The organism is Micromonospora lupini str. Lupac 08, from assembly GCF_000297395.2.
GTDB lineage: Bacteria > Actinomycetota > Actinomycetes > Mycobacteriales > Micromonosporaceae > Micromonospora > Micromonospora lupini.
Window position 1 is genome coordinate 2,656,920 of the sequence record NZ_HF570108.1, and the last position, 18,371, is coordinate 2,675,290.

The following is an 18,371-nucleotide window of genomic DNA, read 5'->3' on the forward strand; positions in this document are numbered from 1 at the left end:
ATGGAGCCTTCGACGCATCGACGGGGGAGGCCGGCCATGGAGGCTGCCGAGGCGCTCACACTGCTCATGTCGCCGCAGGGCCGCGTCGACCCGTACCCGACGTACGAGCGGTTGCGCGCGCACGGGCCGGTGGTGCAGGCGTTGCCCGGCCTGTACGTGGTGACCGGCTACCCGGAGGCCGACGAGCTGCTGCGCGACCCCCGGCTCGGGGTGCTCGACGACGCGCTGCGGGACCAGGTCTGGCCGAACTGGCGGCAGAGTCCGGCGATCTCGTCGATCGCCCGGTCCATGCTGCGCACCAACCCGCCCGACCACAGCCGGATGCGTCGACTCGCCGCCGGCGCGTTCAGCCCGCGTCGGATCGCCGGGATGCGCGACGTGGTGCGCGCCCAGGCCGAGGAGCTGCTCGACGCGATGGCGGGCCGCGCCGCCGACGGCAAGCCGGTCGACGTGCTGGCCGACTTCGCGTACCCGCTGCCGGTCGGGGTGATCTGTGCGCTGCTCGGTGTGCCGGCGCAGGACCGGCCGCTGTTCCGCCGCTGGGCCGGCGATCTGACCGGGGTGCTGGAGCCGGAGATCACCACCGAGGAGCTGGCCGTCGCCGACGCGGGTGCCGCCGAGCTGCGCGACTACTTCGTCGAGCTGGTCGTCGCCCGCCGCCGCGCGCCGGCCGACGACCTGACCACCGCTCTGGTCCAGGTGCACGACGCCGACGGCGACCGGCTCACCGGCGCCGAGCTGCTGGCCAACCTGGTCGTGCTGCTGGTCGCCGGCTTCGAGACCACCACGAACCTGCTCGGCAACGGCCTCGTGGTGCTGCTGCGCCACCCGGAGGCCGCCGCCGCGCTGCGCGCCGACCCCGGGCTCGCCCCGGCGTACGTCGAGGAGTTGCTGCGCTACGACTCCCCGGTGCAGTTGACCACCCGGACGAGCACCGCGCCGGTGCGCTGCGGCGGGCTCGACCTGCCGGCCGGCAGCACGACGCTGCTGCTGCTCGGCGCCGCCAACCGGGACCCGCGCCGGTTCTCCGACCCGCAGCGCTTCGATCCGACCCGCGACCAGGCGCACCCGCTCTCCTTCGGCGCCGGCCCGCACTACTGCCTCGGCGCCGGGCTGGCCCGGCTGGAGGCGCAGCTGGCCTTTCCGCTGCTGCTTCGGCGGCTGCCCGAGCTGGCCCTGGCCGGGACGCCCAGGCACCGCACCCGGCTGACCCTGCGCGGCTACGAGAGCCTGCCGGTGATGCTGGGCACACCGGCGGAGGCCGATCGAGGTACGCCGGCCGGGGCCCTCGGGAACACTCCGTAGACTGGTACGGCACCGCTCGCCCGCCTGATGAAGGAGCCGTCCCGCGTGACCGTCCAGCCCATCCGTCTGTTTGGGGATCCGGTGCTGCGCACGCCGGCCGATCCGGTGGTCGACTTCGATGTTGAGCTGCGTAGGCTCATCGCCGACCTCACGGACACGATGCGGGGGCAGAACGGCGCCGGCCTGGCCGCGCCGCAGCTCGGTGTGAGCCTGCGGGTGTTCGCCTTCGACGTCGACGACGTGCTCGGGCACCTGGTCAACCCGGTGCTGGAGTTCCCCGACGAGGAGGAGCAGGACGGCCCCGAGGGCTGTCTGTCCATCCCCGGGCTCTATTTCGACACGAAGCGCCGGCAGAACGTCATCGCCAAGGGCTTCAACGGCTACGGCGACCCGCTGCAGATCGTCGGCACCGGGCTGATGGCCCGCTGCGTGCAGCACGAGACCGACCACCTCGACGGTGTGCTCTTCCTCGACCGGCTCGACGCCGCCGGCCGCAAGGAGGCCATGAAGGCCATCCGCCAGGCCGAGTGGTACGACGCGGCCGCGCCGCCGGTGGTCAAGATCAACCCGCACGCCGGCGGCAGCCCCTTCGGCCTGGGTCGGTGACCCGGATGCGTGTGATCTTCGCCGGTACGCCGGCGGTGGCCGTGCCCGCCCTGGCCGCCGTCGCGGCCTCCCGGCACGAGCTGGTCGCCGTGGTCACCCGGCCCGACGCGCCCGCCGGGCGTGGGCGCGGCCTGTCCCGCTCCCCGGTCGGCGCGTGGGCCGACGAGCACGGCGTGGAGGTGCTCACGCCGGCCCGCCCCCGCGACCCGGAGTTCCTCGACCGGCTGCGCGAGCTGTCCCCGGACTGCGTGCCGGTGGTCGCCTACGGCGCGCTGGTGCCGCCGTCGGCGCTGGAGATCCCCCGGTACGGCTGGATCAACCTGCACTTCTCCCTGCTGCCCGCGTGGCGGGGCGCCGCGCCCGTGCAGCACGCCGTGCTGCACGGCGACGAGCTGACCGGCGCCAGCGTCTTCCAACTGGAGCAGGGCCTGGACACCGGCCCCGTGTTCGGCACCCTGACCGACGAGATCCGCCCCGGCGACACCTCCGGTGACCTGCTGGAGCGGCTCGCCGACTCCGGTGCCGGGCTACTGGTGGCGGTGCTCGACGCGATCGCCGACGGCACCGCGCGGGCCGAGCCGCAGCCCGCCGACGGGGTCTCGCTGGCGCCGAAGCTGACAGTGGAGGACGCCCGGGTGCGCTGGGGTGACCCGGCCTTCGCCGTGGACCGGCGGATCCGGGCCTGCACCCCGGCCCCCGGAGCGTGGACGACCTTCCGGGACGAGCGGGTGAAGCTCGGCGCGGTCGCACCGGTGCCCGACGGCCCGGACCTGAAACCGGGGGAGCTGCTGGTGGAGAAGACGCGGGTGCTGGCCGGCACGGCCACCGTGCCGGTGCGTCTCGGCGAGGTCCGCGCCGCGGGCAAGCGCGCCATGGCCGCCACCGACTGGGCGCGCGGCGTCCGCGTCAGCGCCGGCGAGGGTCTCGCGTGACCGCCCCGGAGGGGACACGTCCGTTCCGAGGTGGTTCGTCCGCCGGTCGCGGTGGCGACCGCCGGCCGACCCGGCCGCCACTGGACCGGCCACGACGCGCGGCGTACGAGGCGGTGGCCGCCGTGCACCGCGACGACGCCTTCGCCAACCTGGTGCTGCCGATCATCCTGCGCGAGGAGGGGCTGTACGGCCGCGACGCCGCCTTCGCCACCGAGCTGACCTACGGCACCCTGCGCCACCTCGGCACGCTCGACGCGATCCTCAGTGACGCGGCCGGCCGGGACGTGGAGCGCATCGACCCGCCGGCGCGCGACGCGCTGCGGATCGGGGCGTACCAGCTGCTGCACACCCGGGTGCCCCCGCACGCGGCCGTGTCGTCGACGGTGGACCTGGTCCGCTCCGTCGCGCCGGGCGCCGCCGGGTTCGCCAACGCGGTGCTGCGCGAGGTGTCCACCCGCGACATCGACGGTTGGGTGGCCAAGCTCGCCCCGCCGATCGAGACCGACCCCGTCGGGCATCTGGCGCTGGCGTACAGCCACCCGCAGTGGATCGTGCGGGCGTTCTCCGAGGCGCTCGACGGCGACCTGGGCGAGACCGCCCGGCTCCTGATCGAGGACAACGAACGTCCCCCGGTGCACCTGTGCGCCCGCCCCGGCCTGATCGACCCGATCGAGCTGGCCGACCAGGTCGGCGGCGCGCCCGGCGCCTTCTCGCCGTACGCCGTCTATCTGCCCGGCGGCGCGCCCGGCGACGTGCCGGCGGTGGTCGACGGTCGTGCCCACGTCCAGGACGAGGGCTCCCAACTCGTGGCCGCCGCGCTCGCCGACGCGCCGCTGGACGGCCCGGACGGACGCTGGCTGGACCTGTGCGCCGGCCCGGGCGGCAAGGCCGGCCTGCTCGGGGCGCTTGCCGCGCAGCGCGGCGCACGCCTGACGGCGGTGGAGGTGGCCGAGCACCGGGCCCGACTGGTGTCCCAGGCGACCCGGGGCCTGCCGGTGGCCGTGCTGGCCATGGATGGCCGTGAGGTCGGCGCGGACCCGAAGCTGCCCGAGGGGCACTTCGACCGGGTGCTGGTGGACGCCCCGTGCACCGGCCTGGGCTCGCTGCGTCGCCGACCCGAGTCGCGCTGGCGTCGCCAGCCCTCCGACCTGCCGCCGTTGACCCGGCTGCAGCGCGAGCTGCTGGGCGCGGCCCTGCGGGCGGTCCGGCCGGGCGGGCTGGTCGCCTACGTCACCTGCTCGCCGCACACCGTGGAGACGCACGTGACGGTCACCGAGGCGGCCCGCCGCAGCGGGGTGTCGGTGGACTTCGTCGACGCCCGACCGCTGCTGCCGGCCGGCATGCCCGGCCTGGGCGACGGCCCCACCGTGCAGCTCTGGCCGCACCGCCACGGCACCGACGCGATGTTCCTCGCCGTCCTGCGCAAGGGCTGACGGCCGACGCCCGCAGAGGCCGACAGCCGTTCCGCACAGGGCTGACAGCCGTCGGCCACAGGGGCTGAACGTGACACCGCACCCGGCCGATTCGGCCGGGTGCGGTCGTGTCGGCCGGCGTCAGGTGACCGGGAGGCCCTTGTTGCCGGCGTTGCGCAGCGAGCGGGTCAGGTTCCGGTCGCTGATCCACAGGAAGCACTGCACGCCGCGGTTGCCGTTGCGCCACTCCTGCTCGTACGGCTGGTAATAGATCGTTCCGGCGCGGAAGTCGAGCTGGGAGTTGTCCGGCACCTTGGCGTACTTGGCGGTCAGCGACTGGCACGCCCGGTGGGTGCGCTTGGTGGTGCGGCCGAACTCCGCGTAGCTGATGTCCGGCGCCTGCCAGATCCCCACGAACTCGGCGTGGTGCTTGGCGGTGCAGGACACCGCCACCATCTCCTCGACCTTGTCCTTGACCAGCTTGGGGTTGAAGCAGCGGTACGCCAGCGGGGCCGCGCCGGTCAGCGCACCCCGCAGGCTGCCGGTGCGCAGGTCGACGGCGGTGTCGTCGATGCTGGTGATCTCGGTGACGTCACAGCGGTACCAGCGGGCCCCGCCGGCCCAGGCGGGCGCCGACGGCAGCACGACTGTCAACCCGAGGCGCCCGGAGCGCCAGTCGGCGCCGACCGCCTTGCTGACCTCGGTCTGGCAGTTGGCCTGCGCGGCCCGCATGCCCTCCGAGCCGGGCGGCGGGGGCGTGCCGCGCTCCGTGCCGGGGCCGGTGAGCGTGCCGACGTGGATGGTCTCCACCCGGTGCGACTCGCCGCACTCCATGGGGTTGTAGCCGCTCAGGAAACCGACCTGCTGGGAGGAGTGGTGGCAGACGCCGGCGGCGGGGACGAACTGCTGCGCCGCCACGGGCGCCGGCCAGTCGTCGGTGAGGTCACGGTCGACTCCGGCGGGTGTGCCACAGCCGGCGAGCACCAGGGCCACCGCCGCGCCCCCGGCAACCGCCGTCAACCACCGTCGCATCTCCGACCTCCCGCCGCTGGTGACCTCCGGTCGGCCCCCAGCCGGTCGGTAGCGCCACGGCGCAGCAGCATACGGCACCGTGGCTCAGATGGCGGGCAGTCCCTCGGGGCCGGCGCCGCGCATCGAACGGGTGAGTTTGCGGTCGTCGCTCCACAGGAAACAGCGCACCCCACGGTCGCCCTCCTCCCATTCCCGCTGCGACGGTGGGTAGTAGATGGACCCGGCCCGGTACGGCAGGTCGCTGTTGTTCGGCACTGCCGCGTACGCGGCGATCAACGTCATGCAGCGCCGGTGCGCCTGCTCGCCGGCGCGGGTGAACTCGCCCCAGCTCATGTCCCGTTCCTCGTAGACGCCGACGAACTCGGCGCGGTGCGGCTCGGTGCAGAGCACCGGGGCCATGTAGTTGAGGTTGTCGCCGATCAGCTTGGGGTCGAAGCAGCCGTGGGTCAGCGGGGTGTCGCCGATCAACGCGCCGCGCAGGCTGCCGACGCGGTTCACCGGCCGGGTGTTGTCGATGCTGTCGGTCTCGCTGAGGTCGCAGCGGAACCAGCGGGCGCCGCCGGTCCAGGCCGGGCCGCTGGGCAGCGAGAGCGTCAGGGTGAGCCGGGCGGTGTGCCAGTCGCCGCCGAGCACCTCCCGGGCCCGCTGGTCGCACTCGGAGCGGGCCGCGCGCAGCGCGGTCGAGCCCGGGCCGGGTCGGGTGCCGGCCTGCGCGGCCGTGCCGGTGAACGTGCCGACGTGGATCGCCTCGGCGAGGTGGCTGCGGGCGCAGTCGACAGTCTCGTACGTGCTGGCCTGCACGACCGAGGTGATCCGGGGCAGGCAGGTGTCGGTGGCGGGAGTGAACGGTTTCGGAACCCGCAGCGTCGGCCAGTCGTCGGTGAGGTCACCGTCCGCGCCTCGCGCCGGCCCGCAGCCGGCCAGCAGCATCGTCGTGATGCCGACCAGCGCCAGCGCTGGAAGCCACCGTCGCATCGTCCGCCCTCCCGGGAGCTGGCGACCGGTCACCGCGCCCCGCGGCGCGACCCCGGCGGGCGTGCAGCCTACGGCACCGTCCCGCTTGGAGTGTCGTCGCGTTTGGGTCGATCGGCCAGCCACTGATGTCTGTTCGTCCGGAATCGGGGGTCCGGACCGGCTTATTCTGCACTACTGGTCACTGCTGGATCACAGCGTGTCGGAGTTGGTGCCGTGCTGCGGGCGGCGTGTGGCCACGTTCGTACACTGGCCCCGTGACCGTACCGCCGCCGATCGTCGCGCCGAGCATCCTGGCCGCCGATTTCGCCCGCCTCGCCGAAGAGGTCCGTGCCGTCGAGGACGCCGCGGACTGGTTGCACGTGGACGTGATGGACAACCATTTCGTGCCCAACCTGACCATCGGTCTGCCCGTGGTGCAGAGCCTGCGCGCCGCCACCACCATGCCGTTCGACGTGCACCTGATGATCGAGGATCCGCGCCGGTGGGCCCCCGGGTACGCCGACGCCGGGGCGTACAACGTCACGTTCCACGCCGAGGCGGCCGACGACCCGGTGGCGCTCGCGAAGGACCTGCGCTCGGCCGGCGCGAAGGCCGGGCTGGCCATCGACCGGGACACGCCGATCGAGCCGTACCTGGAGCTGCTGCCCAGCTTCGACACCCTGCTGATCATGACGATCAAGGCGGGCTTCGGCGGGCAGCGGTTCATCCCGCAACTGCTGGACAAGGTTCGCGCCGCCCGCCGGCACGTCGACGCCGGCCACCTGGAGCTGCGCATCGAGGTGGACGGCGGGATCGCCGCCGACACCATCGAGCAGGCGTCCGCCGCCGGGGCCGACGCGTTCGTGGCCGGGACCGCCGTCTACGGCGCCGCCGACCCGGCGGAGGCGGTCCGGCACCTGCGGGCACTGGCGGAGCGCGCGGCGCCCGGGGCCTGAGGTGGAGCCCGAGGCCGACCGCAAGGACATCATCCTCGTCGTCGACGACGACGAGGACATCGCCCGCTTCGTCGAGTTCAACCTGCGGCTGCACGGGTTCGAGGTGATCCACGCCAGCGACGGTCAGGAGGCCCTGGAGGTCATCGAGCGGCAGCGGCCGGACCTGGCCGTGGTCGACCTCATGATGCCCCGCGTCGACGGTCTGGAGCTGACCCGACGGCTGCGCGCCGACCCGATGACCTCCGCGCTGCCGGTGATCATGTTGACGGCGAAGGGGATGACCGTGGACAAGGTCCACGGGCTCAGCGCCGGCGCGGACGACTACCTGGTCAAGCCGTTCGACACCGCCGAGCTGGTGGCCCGGGTCTCCTCGACGCTGCGGCGCAACAAGGAGTTCCGGGAGGTCTCCCCGCTGACCGGGCTGCCCGGCAACAGCCGGATCCGTCGGGAGATCAGCGACCGGGTCCGGCACGGGGTGGACTACGCGGTCGGCTACATCGACATCGACCGCTTCAAGAGCGTCAACGACCGGTACGGCTTCGTCCGGGGCGACGACTTCATCTCCGCCCTGGCCCGCAGCCTGCACCGGGCGGTGGTGGCGGTGGGTCTGCCGCCGGCCTTCCTCGGTCACGTCGGCGGCGACGACTTCGTCATCGTCTGCGCGCCGGACCAGGTCCGCCCGCTGACCTCCCGGGCGGTGGTCGACTTCGAGAAGGCCGCCGACACGCTCTACGACCCGACCGACCGGGAGCGCGGGTTCGTCGAGTTGAAGGACCGGCGTGGCACCATCCGCCGAGCCGCCCTGGTCACGCTGTCGATCGGCGTCTCCCTCTCCGACGCCGGCAAGCGGTTCACCGACCCTCTCGAGGCGATCGCGGTGGCCTCGGAGATGAAGACGGTCGCGAAGAGCCAACCCGGCTCGTACGTGGCGGTGGATCGGCGGCGCGGCGTCACCTGACGCGTGACCCGGCTGTGAAGTAGCTCGCCTAGGAGGTGTCGGAGCCTCAGAAGCGTGTAAGACTGCGAAGTACCCACCACGCGCTGGCGGGACTCGGTGAAATTCCGAACCGGCGGTGATCCACGGTCCAACCGTGGTCAGCCCGCGACCCGGACGGCTTCGGCCGCCCGGTGGACCTGGTGAAAATCCGGGGCCGACGGTTGGGGGCGGTTCGTCCACCCCCAGACAGTCCGGATGGGAGACAGCGCGCGGGACGGACGGGTCTTCAGCCGGCCGCTGGCTTCAGCGTGCCGTGCCGCCCATCCGGGTCGGCTGTGCCGTACCCGGAATCCGCCGCCGCCTGCCCGCGGCCCATGCCGCCTCCCTGACCGCCCGCGCGCGGACCGGCGAGTGAGAGGGCAGGACAGGGCGATGGCCAGCGTCTCCGTCGATGAGGCGATGCGGCGTGCGATCGAGCTGGCGGCGCGCGGGCTGGGCACCACCAGCCCCAACCCCGTGGTCGGGTGCGTGCTGCTCGACGCCGACGGCGAGGTCGTGGGGGAGGGCTTCCACGCGTACGCCGGCGGGCCGCACGCCGAGATCGTCGCGCTGGCCCAGGCCGGCCCCCGCGCCGAGGGCGGCACCGCAGTCGTCACTCTGGAACCCTGCGACCACACCGGCCGCACCGGCCCCTGCAGCACCGCGCTCGTCCAGGCCGGGGTGGCCCGCGTCGTCATCGCCGTGCCCGACCCGAACCCGGTGGCCTCCGGCGGCGCCGCCACGTTGCGCTCCGCCGGGGTCCAGGTGGATCTGGGGGTACGCGGCGACGAGGCCGAGGCCGGCAACGTCGCGTGGTTGACCTCGATGCGCCGGGGCTGGCCGTACGTCATCTGGAAGTACGCCGCCACCGTCGACGGCCGGTCCGCCGCCGCGGACGGCACCAGCATGTGGATCACCTCGGAGGCGGCCCGGATCGACGTGCACGCGCTGCGCGGCACCGTCGACGCGGTCGTCGCCGGGGTGGGCACCGTGCTGGCCGACGACCCCCGGTTGACCGCCCGCAACCTGCGCGACGGCAGCCTGGCCATCCGGCAGCCGCTGCGGGTGGTGGTGGACAGCTCGGGGCGTACCCCCCTCGACGCCCAGGTCCGCGACGGCGCCGCGCGGACGTGGATCGCGACCGCGGCCGAGGTGGGCGCGGGCCCGGACGGCCGGGTCGACCTGCCGGCGCTGCTCGCGGCGCTGCACCAGCGCGGGATCCGCGCGGTGCTGCTGGAGGGCGGCCCCCGGCTGGCCGGCGCGTTCCTGGCCGCCGGTCTGGTCGACAAGATCGTCGGGTACGTCGCGCCGCGGCTGCTCGGCGCCGGACCCACCGCCCTGGTCGACGCGGGAGTGACGACCATCGCTGAGGCCATCGATCTGGAGTTCGTCGACGTTACGCAGGTCGGTCCGGATCTCCGGATCACCGCTTTGCCCCGCAAAAGGGAGGGCTGACATGTTCACCGGCATTGTCGAGGAGTTGGGGGAGATCGTCCGGGTCACGGCCACGGCGGGCGATTCGGCGCTTGTCGCCGTGCGCGGCCCGTTGGTCACCTCGGACGCCCGCCACGGTGATTCCATCGCCGTCAACGGCGTCTGCCTGACCGTGGTGGACGCGGCCGACGGCGTCTTCACCGCCGACGTCATGGGCGAGACCCTGCGCCGCTCCGCGCTGGGCGCGCTGCGCCCCGGCGACCCGGTCAACCTGGAGCGGGCCGCCGCGCTGGGCAGCCGCCTCGGCGGTCACCTCGTGCAGGGCCACGTCGACGGCGTCGGCGAACTGGTCGCCCGGGAACCGGCCGAGCAGTGGGAGACGGTGCGGTTCCGGCTGCCCGCCGCCCTGGCCCGGTACGTGGTGGAGAAGGGCTCGATCACCATCGACGGCGTGTCGCTGACCGTGGCCGAGGTGGGCGCGGACGAGTTCGCCGTCGGGCTGATCCCGACCACCCTGAAGCTGACCACCCTCGGCGCCAAGGGCGTCGGCGACCCGGTCAACCTGGAGGTCGACGTGCTGGCCAAGTACGTCGAGCGGCTGCTCGGCGCCCGGCTGACCGACGACGCGTCGCAGGCGACCCCGAGCACGGGCGGGGTGGCCTGATGGGCGCCCTCGGCTGGCTGCTCGACGCCCAGGTGCAGGTGTTCGGTTCGCCGGTGTTGGCCCGGGAGATCGTCGGCAACGTGTTCGGGCTGGTCTCGGCGCTGCTCGGGCTGCGCCGGCTGGTCTGGGCGTGGCCGGTCGGCATGATCGGCAACGCGCTGCTGTTCACCGTCTTCCTCGGCGGGGTGTTCGCCACCCCGCAGGCCCACGATCTGTACGGACAGGCCGGCCGGCAGGTGTTCTTCTTCGCGGTGAGCGTCTACGGCTGGTGGCGGTGGCGACGTAACAGCCGCGCCGACGCCGGTCACGCCGCGGTCCTGCCGCGCTGGGCCACCGGGCGGGAGCGACTGATGCTGCTGCTGGCCGGCGTGGTCGGCACCGCCGCCGCGTACCCGGTGCTCAAGGCGCTGGGTTCCTGGGGCCCGCTGCCGGACGCCTGGATCCTCACCGGCAGTCTGCTGGCCACCTACGGCATGGCCCGCGGCTGGGTCGAGTTCTGGCTGGTGTGGATCGCGGTGGACGCGGTAGGCGTGCCGCTGCTGCTGCGCGGCGGGTTCTACCCGTCGGCGGCCATGTACCTGGTCTACGGCGCCTTCTGCGTCTGGGGCTTCGCCGCCTGGTGGCGCACCTCGCGCGCCACCCGCCCGGCCGCCGCACTCCCGCCCACCTACACGGAGGCCGTCGCGTGACCAGTTTCGGAGATATCGAGGAGGCGATCGCCGAGATCGCCGCCGGGCGGCCGGTCATCGTGGTCGACGACGCCGACCGGGAGAACGAGGGCGACCTGATCTTCGCGGCCGAGCGGGCCACGCCGGAGCTGATGGCGTTCATGGTGCGCTACAGCTCCGGGTACGTCTGCGTGGCGTTGACCGAGAGCGAGGCCGACCGGCTCGACCTGCCGCCGATGCACCACACCAACCAGGATCGGCGCGGCACCGCGTACACGGTGACCGTGGACGCCCGGGAGGGGATCAGCACCGGCATCTCGGCGGCCGACCGCGCGCACACCAGCCGGCTGCTGGCCGGCGCGGCGACCGACCCGACCGACCTGGCCCGGCCCGGGCACGTGGTGCCGCTGCGCGCCCGCGAGGGCGGGGTGCTGCGTCGACCCGGGCACACCGAGGCGGCGATCGACCTGACCCGGCTCGCCGGGCTGCGCCCCGCCGGCGTGCTCTGCGAGCTGATCAACGACGACGGCACCATGATGCGGCTGCCGGACCTGGAGAAGTTCGCCGCCGAGCACGGCCTCACGCTGATCACCATCGCCGACCTGATCGCCTACCGGCGGCGGACCGAGAAGCAGGTCGAGTTGGTCGCCGACGCCCGGATGCCGACGCGACACGGGGTGTTCCGGGCGCTCGGCTACCGTGCCGAGCACGACCCGGCCGAGCACGTCGCGATGGTGCTCGGTGACCTCGGCGACGGCCAGGACGTGCTGGTCCGGGTCCACTCCGAGTGCCTGACCGGTGACGTGTTCGGCTCGCTGCGCTGCGACTGTGGGCCGCAGTTGGACGCCGCGCTGGCCCGGGTCGCCCGCGAGGGCCGGGGCGTGGTGCTCTACGTGCGCGGGCACGAGGGGCGCGGCATCGGCCTGCTGCACAAGCTGCAGGCGTACCAGTTGCAGGACCAGGGCCGGGACACCGTGGACGCCAACCTCGACCTGGGTCTGCCGGCCGACGCCCGCGACTACGGCACCGGCGCGCAGATCCTCTACGACCTGGGCGTGCGCTCCATGCGGCTGCTGACCAACAACCCGGCCAAGCGGGCCGGGCTGGAGGGCTACGGGCTCACCGTCACCGGCCGCGAGAGCCTGCCGGCCGGGGTGCACCCGGAGAACCTGCGCTACCTGCGCACCAAGCGGGACCGGATGGGTCACCTGCTGGACGAGTTGGACGAGGTGTCCGAGGCGCCGCTGGGGCGTCCGGTCGCCGACGACGAGATCGGAGCATGACGATGGCGGGTTTCGGCGAGCCGGGAGTCGAGGCGGTCGACGCCGCGGGGCTGACCGTCGGGGTGGTGGCCGCGCGCTGGCACGGCGACCTGACCGACCACATGCTGGAGCGCGCGGTCGCCGCCGCCGAGGCGTGCGGGGCCCGGTCCGTGGTGGCGCGCGTCGCCGGCTCCGTCGAGCTGCCGGTCGTCGCCCAGGCCCTCGCGCGCCGCTGCGACGTGGTGGTCGCGCTCGGCGTTGTCGTGCGGGGCGCCACCGCCCACTTCGACTACGTGTGCCGGTCGGTCACCGACGGGCTGACCCGGGTGGCGCTGGACGAGGGCAAGCCGGTGGCGCACGGGGTGCTCACCGTGGAGACCATCGAGCAGGCCCGGGACCGGGCCGGCCTGCCCGGCTCGGCGGAGGACAAGGGCTGGGCGGCGACCGTGGCGGCGCTCGACGCGGCGCTTGCCGTCCGGGCCGTGGCCGCCGGCAACGCGCAGCGGGTCGGCTTCGGCGGCTGACACCGCCCGCGACGCTGCTCGGCCTCAGAGTCGGCCGGCCTCGATGATCCGGCGCAGGAACTGGCGCGTGCGGGCCTGCGTCGGCTCGCCGAGCACCTGCTCCGGTGGACCGCTCTCGACGACGCGACCCGCGTCGAGGAAGCACACCTCGTCGGCCACCTCCCGGGCGAAGCCCATCTCGTGGGTGGCCAGCACCATTGTCATCCCGTCGGCCTTCAGGTCCCGGATCATCGTCAGCACCTCGCCGACGAGCTCCGGGTCCAGGGCCGAGGTGACCTCGTCGAGCAGCATCAGCCGGGGCGAGTTCGCCAGTGCCCGCACGATCGCCACCCGCTGCTGCTGCCCGCCGGAGAGCCCGTCCGGGAAGGCGTGCGCCTTCGCGCCCAGCCCCACCCGGTCGAGCAGGTCGCGGGCCTGCGCCTCGGCCTCGGCGCGGGCCCGCCGGTGCACCCGCCGGGGCGCGAGGGTGATGTTGTCCAGCACGCTCAGGTGCGGAAACAGGTTGTACGCCTGGAACACCATGCCGATGCGCCGGCGCACCCGGTCGGCGTCGACCCGCGGGTCGGAGATGTCCTCCCCGTCCAGCTCGATGGTGCCGTCGTCCACCTCCTCCAGCAGGTTCACGCACCGCAGCAGCGTGGACTTGCCCGACCCGGACGCGCCGATCAGGGCCACCACCCGGTGCTCGTCGACAGTCAGGTCGAGGCGGTCCAGCACGACCTGGCCGGCGAACTCCTTGCGCAGTCCCCGGCAGCGCAGCAGAGCCATGGTCAGCCTCCCGACTGGCGACGGGCCGAGCGCAGCGTCACCCAGTCGGTGACCGCGATCAGCGGAATCGCGAGCAGCACGAACAGCACCCCGGCCACGACGTACGGGGTGTAGTTGAACGACTGGGCGGTGGCGATCTGGGCGGCGCGGACCGCGTCGATCGGCCCGGCGAGCGAGACCAGCCCGACGTCCTTCTGCAGGGCCACCACGTCGTTGAGCAGCGGCGGCGCCACCCGGCGGACGGCCTGCGGCAACACCACGTGCCGCATCGTCTGCCGGTAGGTCAGGCCCAGCGAGCGGGCCGCGGCGAGCTGGCTGGGGTGCACCGACTCGATGCCGGCCCGGAACACCTCGGCCAGATAGCCGCCGTAGGTGAGCACCAGCGCGAGCCCACCGAGCACCAGCACCGACGGCATGCCCTGCAGGCGCAGCCCCGGCACGCCGAGGGTGAGCAGGTAGAGCACGATGATCAACGGCAGGCCCCGGAAGGTGTACGTGTAGCCGGCGGCCAGCGCCCGTACCGGAAAGAAGACCGGGCCCCGCAGTGTCCGCAGCACGGCGATCACCAGCCCGAGCAGCAGCGCGCCGGCCGCGCAGCAGACCAGCAGCCGGACGTTGAGCCAGAGCCCGTCCAGCACCGCCGGCAGCGCGTCGGCGCCGATCTCCGGGTCCAGGAACGAGCGCCGGACCCGGTCCCAGCCCGGCGCGCCCGTCACGGCGACGACAAGCAGCGTACCGAGCGCCGCCGTGGAGAAGGCCGCGATGAGCACGCTGTGGACGCTCTGCCGACGCCGGTACGCCGACCGCCGTAGCTGCGCCGCGGAGGGGGTGTGCTCCCGCGGCGTCACTTCAGCTCGGCCGCCCCCGCCACCTGCGCGAGCCACTTCTGCTCCAGCTCGGTGAGCGTGCCGGCCTCGCTGAGCTGACCGACCGCGCCGCTCACGCAGCGGGTCAGCGGCGAGTTCTTGTCCAGCAGCAGCCCGAACGCCTCGGGTACGCCCACCTGCGGCACCTGACCGACGATCGTCGCGTCGGTGATCTCCGCGCCGGTGATGTAGAACGCGGTCGGCAGGTCGACCACGAGCCCGTCGATCTGCCCGTTCTGCAGGGCCTTCTTGGCGTCGTCGTTGCTGTTGTAGACCTGCGGCTTCGCGGCCGGCTTGATGACGTCCGTGATCGCCTGGTAGCTGGTCGTGCCGACCTGGGCGCCGAGCTTCGCGCCGCGCAGGTCCGCCAGCGAGGTCTTACCGGCGATCTTCGAAGACTTCAGCGCGATGACGGTCTGGCGCACCAGGTAGTACGGCGCGGAGAAGTCGACCGCCTGCTTGCGCTCCTCGGTGACGGAGAACTGGTTGATGTCGAAGTCGAAGCTCTTCGGGCCGGGCGCGATCGCGGTGTCGAACTTGACCCGGGTCCAGGTGACGTCACCCCGGGCGTAGCCCAGCTTCTCGGCCACCGCGTACGCGACGGCGGCCTCGAAGCCCTCGCCGCTGTCCGGCTTGTCCTTGCGGAACCACGGCTCGTAGGCCGGCTGGTCGGTGGCGATGGTGAGCTTGCCCGGCGTACGGGTGGGCAGGCTGTCCTTGGCGCAGGGCGGCGGGGCGGTGACGGTGGGGGTCGGTGACTCCTTCTGGGGCGCGCATCCGGTGGCGGCGACGACGACACCGGCGAGGGTGAGCGCGAGGAGACGTGAGCGGCTGGCCATGGCGGACAGCGTAAAGCTCCATGGGCGTCGATCGAAGATTTTCCCACCATGCTGGTAGGGAATTGTCCGTCTGCTGGATCGCGGTGGACCCGGACTCGGGGCGCCGGGCCGGCGGCTGGAAGAATCGTTCCCCGTGAAGACGTTCGAGGAGTTGTTCGCCGAGCTGCAGGCCAAGGCCGCCGCCGGCACCCCGGGCTCGGGCACCGTCGCCGCGCTGGAGAAGGGCGTGCACTTCATCGGCAAGAAGGTCGTCGAGGAGGCGGCCGAGTCGTGGATGGCCGCCGAGCACGAGGGGCCGCAGCGCACCGCCGAGGAGATCTCGCAGCTGCTCTACCAGGTCCAGGTGCTGATGCTCGCCAGCGGTCTCGAGCTGAAGGACGTCTACCGACATCTGTGAGTGCGCCCCGTCGTTGATCAGATCCGATCGAAGGAGCACTCCGTCATGTTGCGTGTCGCCATCCCCAACAAGGGCACCCTGGCCGAGCCGGCCGCCCAGATGCTGCGTGAGGCGGGCTACCGCCAGCGCACCGACCCCAAGGATCTCGTCTGCCGCGACGAGGCCAACGACGTCGAATTCTTCTACCTGCGTCCCAAGGACATCGCGACCTACGTCGGGTCCGGTGACCTCGACCTCGGCATCACCGGCCGGGACCTGCTGATCGACTCGGCCGCACCCGCCGAGGAGGTCGTCGACCTCGCCTTCGGCCGGGCCACCTTCCGCTTCGCCGCCCGACCCGACGACATCGCCTCCGTGCAGGAGCTGGGCGGGCACCGGATCGCCACGGCCTATCCGGGGCTTGTCGAGCGGCACCTCGACGAGGCGGGCGTCAAGGCCGAGGTGATCCGCCTCGACGGCGCCGTGGAGAACGCCGTACGCCTCGGCGTCGCCGACGTGATCGCGGACGTGGTGGAGACCGGCGCGACCCTGCGTCAGGCGGGCCTCGTGGTGTTCGGCGAGCCGCTGCTGCGCTCGTCGGCGGTGCTGGTGCGCCGCGCCGGTGCGCCGCCGCACGCGCAGGCCGAGCAGTTGCTGCGCCGTCTGCACGGTGTGCTGGTGGCCCGCCGCTACGTGATGCTCGCCTACGACGTGCCGGCCGGTCTGCTGGACCGGGCCAGCGGGCTGACCCCCGGCATCGAGTCGCCCACCGTGTCGCCGCTGCACCGCGAGGGCTGGGTGGCCGTGCAGGCCATGGTGCTGCGCGACGACGTGCACCGGATCATGGACGAGCTGTACGACCTGGGCGCCCGCGCCATCCTGGTCACCAACATCCACGCCTGCCGCCTCTGACCCTGATTGATCACCTCGGGTTCGCTGAAACGGGGGTGTCCGCACGCCAGGGACACCCCCGTTTCGCTGATCTCGTGTGGATCATCCCCGTCTCTCCGGCAAGGGCGCTGAGTGGTGGCTCGGCGGGTGGTGCGGCTGTGGGGCGGGTGCGGATGGCAGACTGGTGGGGTGAGTGAAACCGAGCTGGTCCGCCTCAAGCCCCGCCGCATCCGGGTGGTGTGCTGGTCGGCGGCGGTCGCGCTGGTGGTGGTGTTCGCCCTGGTCGCCACGTCGCTGAGCGGCCCGACCGGCGACGGGTACGGCAGCTTCCAGCGCGGCGACCAGATCGCCATGATCGGCCTGGGCATCTTCGGCGCGCTGGGCTTCCTGTTGTTCACCCGCCCGCGCGTGGAGGCGGACGGGCGCGGCATCCGCGTCCGCAACGTCATCAGCTCGTACGAGCTGCCCTGGGAGGTTGTCCGGGGTGTCCGCTTCGACCGGGGCGCGCCGTGGGCCAGCCTGGAGCTGCACGACGACGACCTGTTGCCGATGGTCGCGTTGCAAGCCGCCGACAAGGAGTTGGCCGTCGACGGGGTCCGCGCGCTGCGCCGGCTGCACGAGGCCCACCTGACCCGCCTCGCCGAGCGCGCCGCCGGCGCCTGACGCGCCGCCCCGGACGCCGCAGGCGCCGCTGGTCGTGGCGCGGGGTGTCCGGTTTGGGGGCGAGCGAGGCGGGGGTGTAAGGTTGTCGAGTCGACCAGGCTGTCTCCGCATGCGAGCAGACAGCCTTGAAAGCGGAGCGCCTGCTCCCACCCGAGTCGCCGCCATGGTGGCCGGGTCCGGTCACCGGTTCCGGGCATGTCCCGGTCCCGGACGTGTGATCCTGTGATCGCGCTGACCGGTCGAGCGGGCCCTGGCATGCGCCGGGGCCTTCTGCTTTCCGGGTCGGTTCCCACCCGGGAGCCGCAGGGGTCGGCGAGAGAGCAGAAACGACTCGAGGAGGCCCCATCAGCGTCGAACCACGCGTGAACGAGCAGATCCGGGCACGTGAGGTCCGACTGGTCGGCCCCGAGGGTGAGCAGGTGGGCATCGTCCCGCTGGAGCGCGCCCTTCAGCTGGCCGCGGACGTCGATCTGGACCTGGTCGAGGTTGCGCCGATGGCGCGCCCGCCGGTGTGCAAGCTCATGGACTTCGGCAAGTTCAAGTACGAGAGCGCACTCAAGGCGCGCGAAGCGCGGCGTAATCAGCAGCAGACCGTCATCAAGGAAATGAAGCTCCGTCCGAAGATCGACCCGCACGACTACGAGACCAAGAAGGGTCACGTGGTGCGGTTCCTCAAGGCGGGCGACAAGGTCAAGGTGACGATCATGTTCCGCGGTCGCGAGCAGAGCCGTCCGGAGCTGGGTTACCGGCTCCTGCGCCGGCTCGAGTCCGAGATCACGGACCTGGGATACGTCGAGGCCGCTCCGAAGCAGGACGGTCGAAACATGATCATGGTTCTCGCTCCGCATCGGGCCGTCAAGGCCTCCGCGGTCGCCGCTACGGCGTCCCGCGGTGCACCTCGGGACCGGGGGGCGGACGAGTCCGCGCCGGTCACCGATGAGACCGCGGCGGCCGGCGAGACCGCAGCAGCCGTTGACGGTGGCACCGCCACCGACACCAGCGGCGAGTAACAGGGGAGAGACGTTCCACATGCCGAAGATGAAGAGCCACACGGGTATGGGTAAGCGGGTCAAGGTGACCGGCAAGGGCAAGATCGTTGCCCAGCAGGCCGGCCTCCGCCACAACCTGGAGAAGAAGCCCTCCACCCAGACCCGCCGGCTGACCGGCACGGTCGTGCTGGCCAAGGCCGACGTCAAGCGCATCAAGAAGCTGCTCGGCCGCTGACGCGCGCCACCTTTACGTA

Annotated in this window: 21 protein-coding genes and 1 riboswitch; of the genes, 16 read left to right on the plus strand and 5 right to left on the minus strand. The window is 72.9% G+C overall.

All coding sequences use genetic code 11. The features are described 5' to 3' along the window. Positions 1-36 precede the first annotated feature (36 nt). Genes MILUP08_RS13320 through MILUP08_RS13335 form a run of 4 tightly spaced genes read left to right on the plus strand, consistent with a single transcriptional unit; the run spans position 37 to position 4,276 of the window. On the plus strand, positions 37-1,305 hold the full coding sequence (locus MILUP08_RS13320; protein ID WP_007458387.1) for a cytochrome P450: 1,269 nt from the start codon (positions 37-39) through the stop codon (positions 1,303-1,305). Positions 1,306-1,350: 45 nt separating this feature from the next. Beyond that, positions 1,351-1,911, plus strand: coding sequence for a peptide deformylase (def, locus tag MILUP08_RS13325; protein WP_007458388.1), 561 nt, complete (start codon positions 1,351-1,353; stop codon positions 1,909-1,911). A gap of 5 nt (positions 1,912-1,916) precedes the next feature. After that, positions 1,917-2,843, plus strand: a complete 927-nt coding sequence (fmt, locus tag MILUP08_RS13330) for a methionyl-tRNA formyltransferase (RefSeq protein WP_007458389.1) — start codon at positions 1,917-1,919, stop codon at positions 2,841-2,843. Next, on the plus strand, positions 2,798-4,276 hold the full coding sequence (locus MILUP08_RS13335; RefSeq protein ID WP_051065942.1) for an RsmB/NOP family class I SAM-dependent RNA methyltransferase: 1,479 nt from the start codon (positions 2,798-2,800) through the stop codon (positions 4,274-4,276). Before fmt ends, MILUP08_RS13335 begins: the two co-directional genes overlap by 46 nt. A 120-nt stretch (positions 4,277-4,396) precedes the next feature. On the opposite strand, the gene MILUP08_RS13340 is transcribed toward MILUP08_RS13335, so the two are convergent. Continuing rightward, complete coding sequence (locus tag MILUP08_RS13340) at positions 4,397-5,287, minus strand: septum formation family protein (protein ID WP_007458391.1); 891 nt, start codon at positions 5,285-5,287, stop codon at positions 4,397-4,399. 84 nt (positions 5,288-5,371) lie between these two features. Continuing rightward, positions 5,372-6,262: a septum formation family protein gene (locus MILUP08_RS13345; protein ID WP_007458393.1), complete on the minus strand. Its 891-nt coding sequence runs from the start codon at positions 6,260-6,262 to the stop codon at positions 5,372-5,374. Positions 6,263-6,516: 254 nt separating this feature from the next. Between MILUP08_RS13345 and rpe the strand changes: the two genes are divergently transcribed. From rpe to ribH, 7 genes are all read left to right on the plus strand, one after another. After that, positions 6,517-7,197, plus strand: coding sequence for a ribulose-phosphate 3-epimerase (gene rpe, locus MILUP08_RS13350; RefSeq protein WP_007458394.1), 681 nt, complete (start codon positions 6,517-6,519; stop codon positions 7,195-7,197). Between the two features lies 1 nt (position 7,198). Then, positions 7,199-8,155, plus strand: coding sequence for a response regulator (locus tag MILUP08_RS13355; protein ID WP_007458395.1), 957 nt, complete (start codon positions 7,199-7,201; stop codon positions 8,153-8,155). Between the two features lie 78 nt (positions 8,156-8,233). Continuing rightward, positions 8,234-8,405, plus strand: a riboswitch (FMN riboswitch). 161 nt (positions 8,406-8,566) lie between these two features. Further along, complete coding sequence (gene ribD / locus MILUP08_RS13360) at positions 8,567-9,628, plus strand: bifunctional diaminohydroxyphosphoribosylaminopyrimidine deaminase/5-amino-6-(5-phosphoribosylamino)uracil reductase RibD (protein WP_007458396.1); 1,062 nt, start codon at positions 8,567-8,569, stop codon at positions 9,626-9,628. A 1-nt stretch (position 9,629) separates the two neighbouring features. Then, complete coding sequence (locus tag MILUP08_RS13365) at positions 9,630-10,271, plus strand: riboflavin synthase (RefSeq protein WP_007458397.1); 642 nt, start codon at positions 9,630-9,632, stop codon at positions 10,269-10,271. Next, positions 10,271-10,960 carry a nicotinamide riboside transporter PnuC gene (gene pnuC, locus MILUP08_RS13370; RefSeq protein WP_007458398.1) on the plus strand — a complete coding sequence of 230 codons (690 nt, stop codon included), beginning with the start codon at positions 10,271-10,273 and terminating at the stop codon, positions 10,958-10,960. The genes MILUP08_RS13365 and pnuC overlap by 1 nt, the downstream gene beginning before the upstream one ends. Continuing rightward, entirely contained in the window at positions 10,957-12,222 is a 1,266-nt protein-coding gene (locus tag MILUP08_RS13375; RefSeq protein ID WP_007458399.1) for a bifunctional 3,4-dihydroxy-2-butanone-4-phosphate synthase/GTP cyclohydrolase II, read from the plus strand. Before pnuC ends, MILUP08_RS13375 begins: the two co-directional genes overlap by 4 nt. A gap of 2 nt (positions 12,223-12,224) precedes the next feature. Then, the gene (ribH, locus tag MILUP08_RS13380; protein ID WP_039905935.1) at positions 12,225-12,725 is read left to right on the plus strand and encodes a 6,7-dimethyl-8-ribityllumazine synthase; all 501 of its coding nucleotides are present in this window, start codon (positions 12,225-12,227) and stop codon (positions 12,723-12,725) included. A gap of 24 nt (positions 12,726-12,749) precedes the next feature. Here ribH and MILUP08_RS13385 read toward each other — a convergent pair whose 3' ends face one another. The 3 genes from MILUP08_RS13385 to MILUP08_RS13395 are packed head-to-tail and all read right to left on the minus strand — an operon-like array spanning position 12,750 to position 15,198. Next, positions 12,750-13,493 (minus strand): amino acid ABC transporter ATP-binding protein, encoded by a 744-nt coding sequence (locus MILUP08_RS13385; protein WP_007458401.1) that lies wholly within the window; start codon positions 13,491-13,493, stop codon positions 12,750-12,752. 2 nt (positions 13,494-13,495) lie between these two features. Beyond that, positions 13,496-14,341, minus strand: a complete 846-nt coding sequence (locus tag MILUP08_RS13390; protein ID WP_007458403.1) for an amino acid ABC transporter permease — start codon at positions 14,339-14,341, stop codon at positions 13,496-13,498. After that, on the minus strand, positions 14,338-15,198 hold the full coding sequence (locus tag MILUP08_RS13395) for an ABC transporter substrate-binding protein (protein ID WP_007458405.1): 861 nt from the start codon (positions 15,196-15,198) through the stop codon (positions 14,338-14,340). Before MILUP08_RS13395 ends, MILUP08_RS13390 begins: the two co-directional genes overlap by 4 nt. 133 nt (positions 15,199-15,331) lie before the next feature. On the opposite strand from MILUP08_RS13395, the gene MILUP08_RS13400 reads away from it, so the two are divergent. From MILUP08_RS13400 to rpmI, 5 genes are all read left to right on the plus strand, one after another. Beyond that, complete coding sequence (locus MILUP08_RS13400) at positions 15,332-15,595, plus strand: phosphoribosyl-ATP diphosphatase (RefSeq protein ID WP_007458408.1); 264 nt, start codon at positions 15,332-15,334, stop codon at positions 15,593-15,595. Between the two features lie 45 nt (positions 15,596-15,640). Next, positions 15,641-16,486 carry an ATP phosphoribosyltransferase gene (gene hisG / locus MILUP08_RS13405; RefSeq protein ID WP_007458410.1) on the plus strand — a complete coding sequence of 282 codons (846 nt, stop codon included), beginning with the start codon at positions 15,641-15,643 and terminating at the stop codon, positions 16,484-16,486. A 168-nt stretch (positions 16,487-16,654) separates the two neighbouring features. Then, positions 16,655-17,128, plus strand: coding sequence for a PH domain-containing protein (locus tag MILUP08_RS13410; RefSeq protein WP_063827218.1), 474 nt, complete (start codon positions 16,655-16,657; stop codon positions 17,126-17,128). Positions 17,129-17,490: 362 nt separating this feature from the next. After that, a complete protein-coding gene (infC, locus tag MILUP08_RS13415; RefSeq protein ID WP_007458413.1) occupies positions 17,491-18,138 on the plus strand; it encodes a translation initiation factor IF-3 in 648 nt (215 codons plus the stop codon). A 19-nt stretch (positions 18,139-18,157) separates the two neighbouring features. After that, positions 18,158-18,352, plus strand: coding sequence for a 50S ribosomal protein L35 (rpmI, locus tag MILUP08_RS13420; protein ID WP_007458415.1), 195 nt, complete (start codon positions 18,158-18,160; stop codon positions 18,350-18,352). Positions 18,353-18,371: the final 19 nt, after the last annotated feature.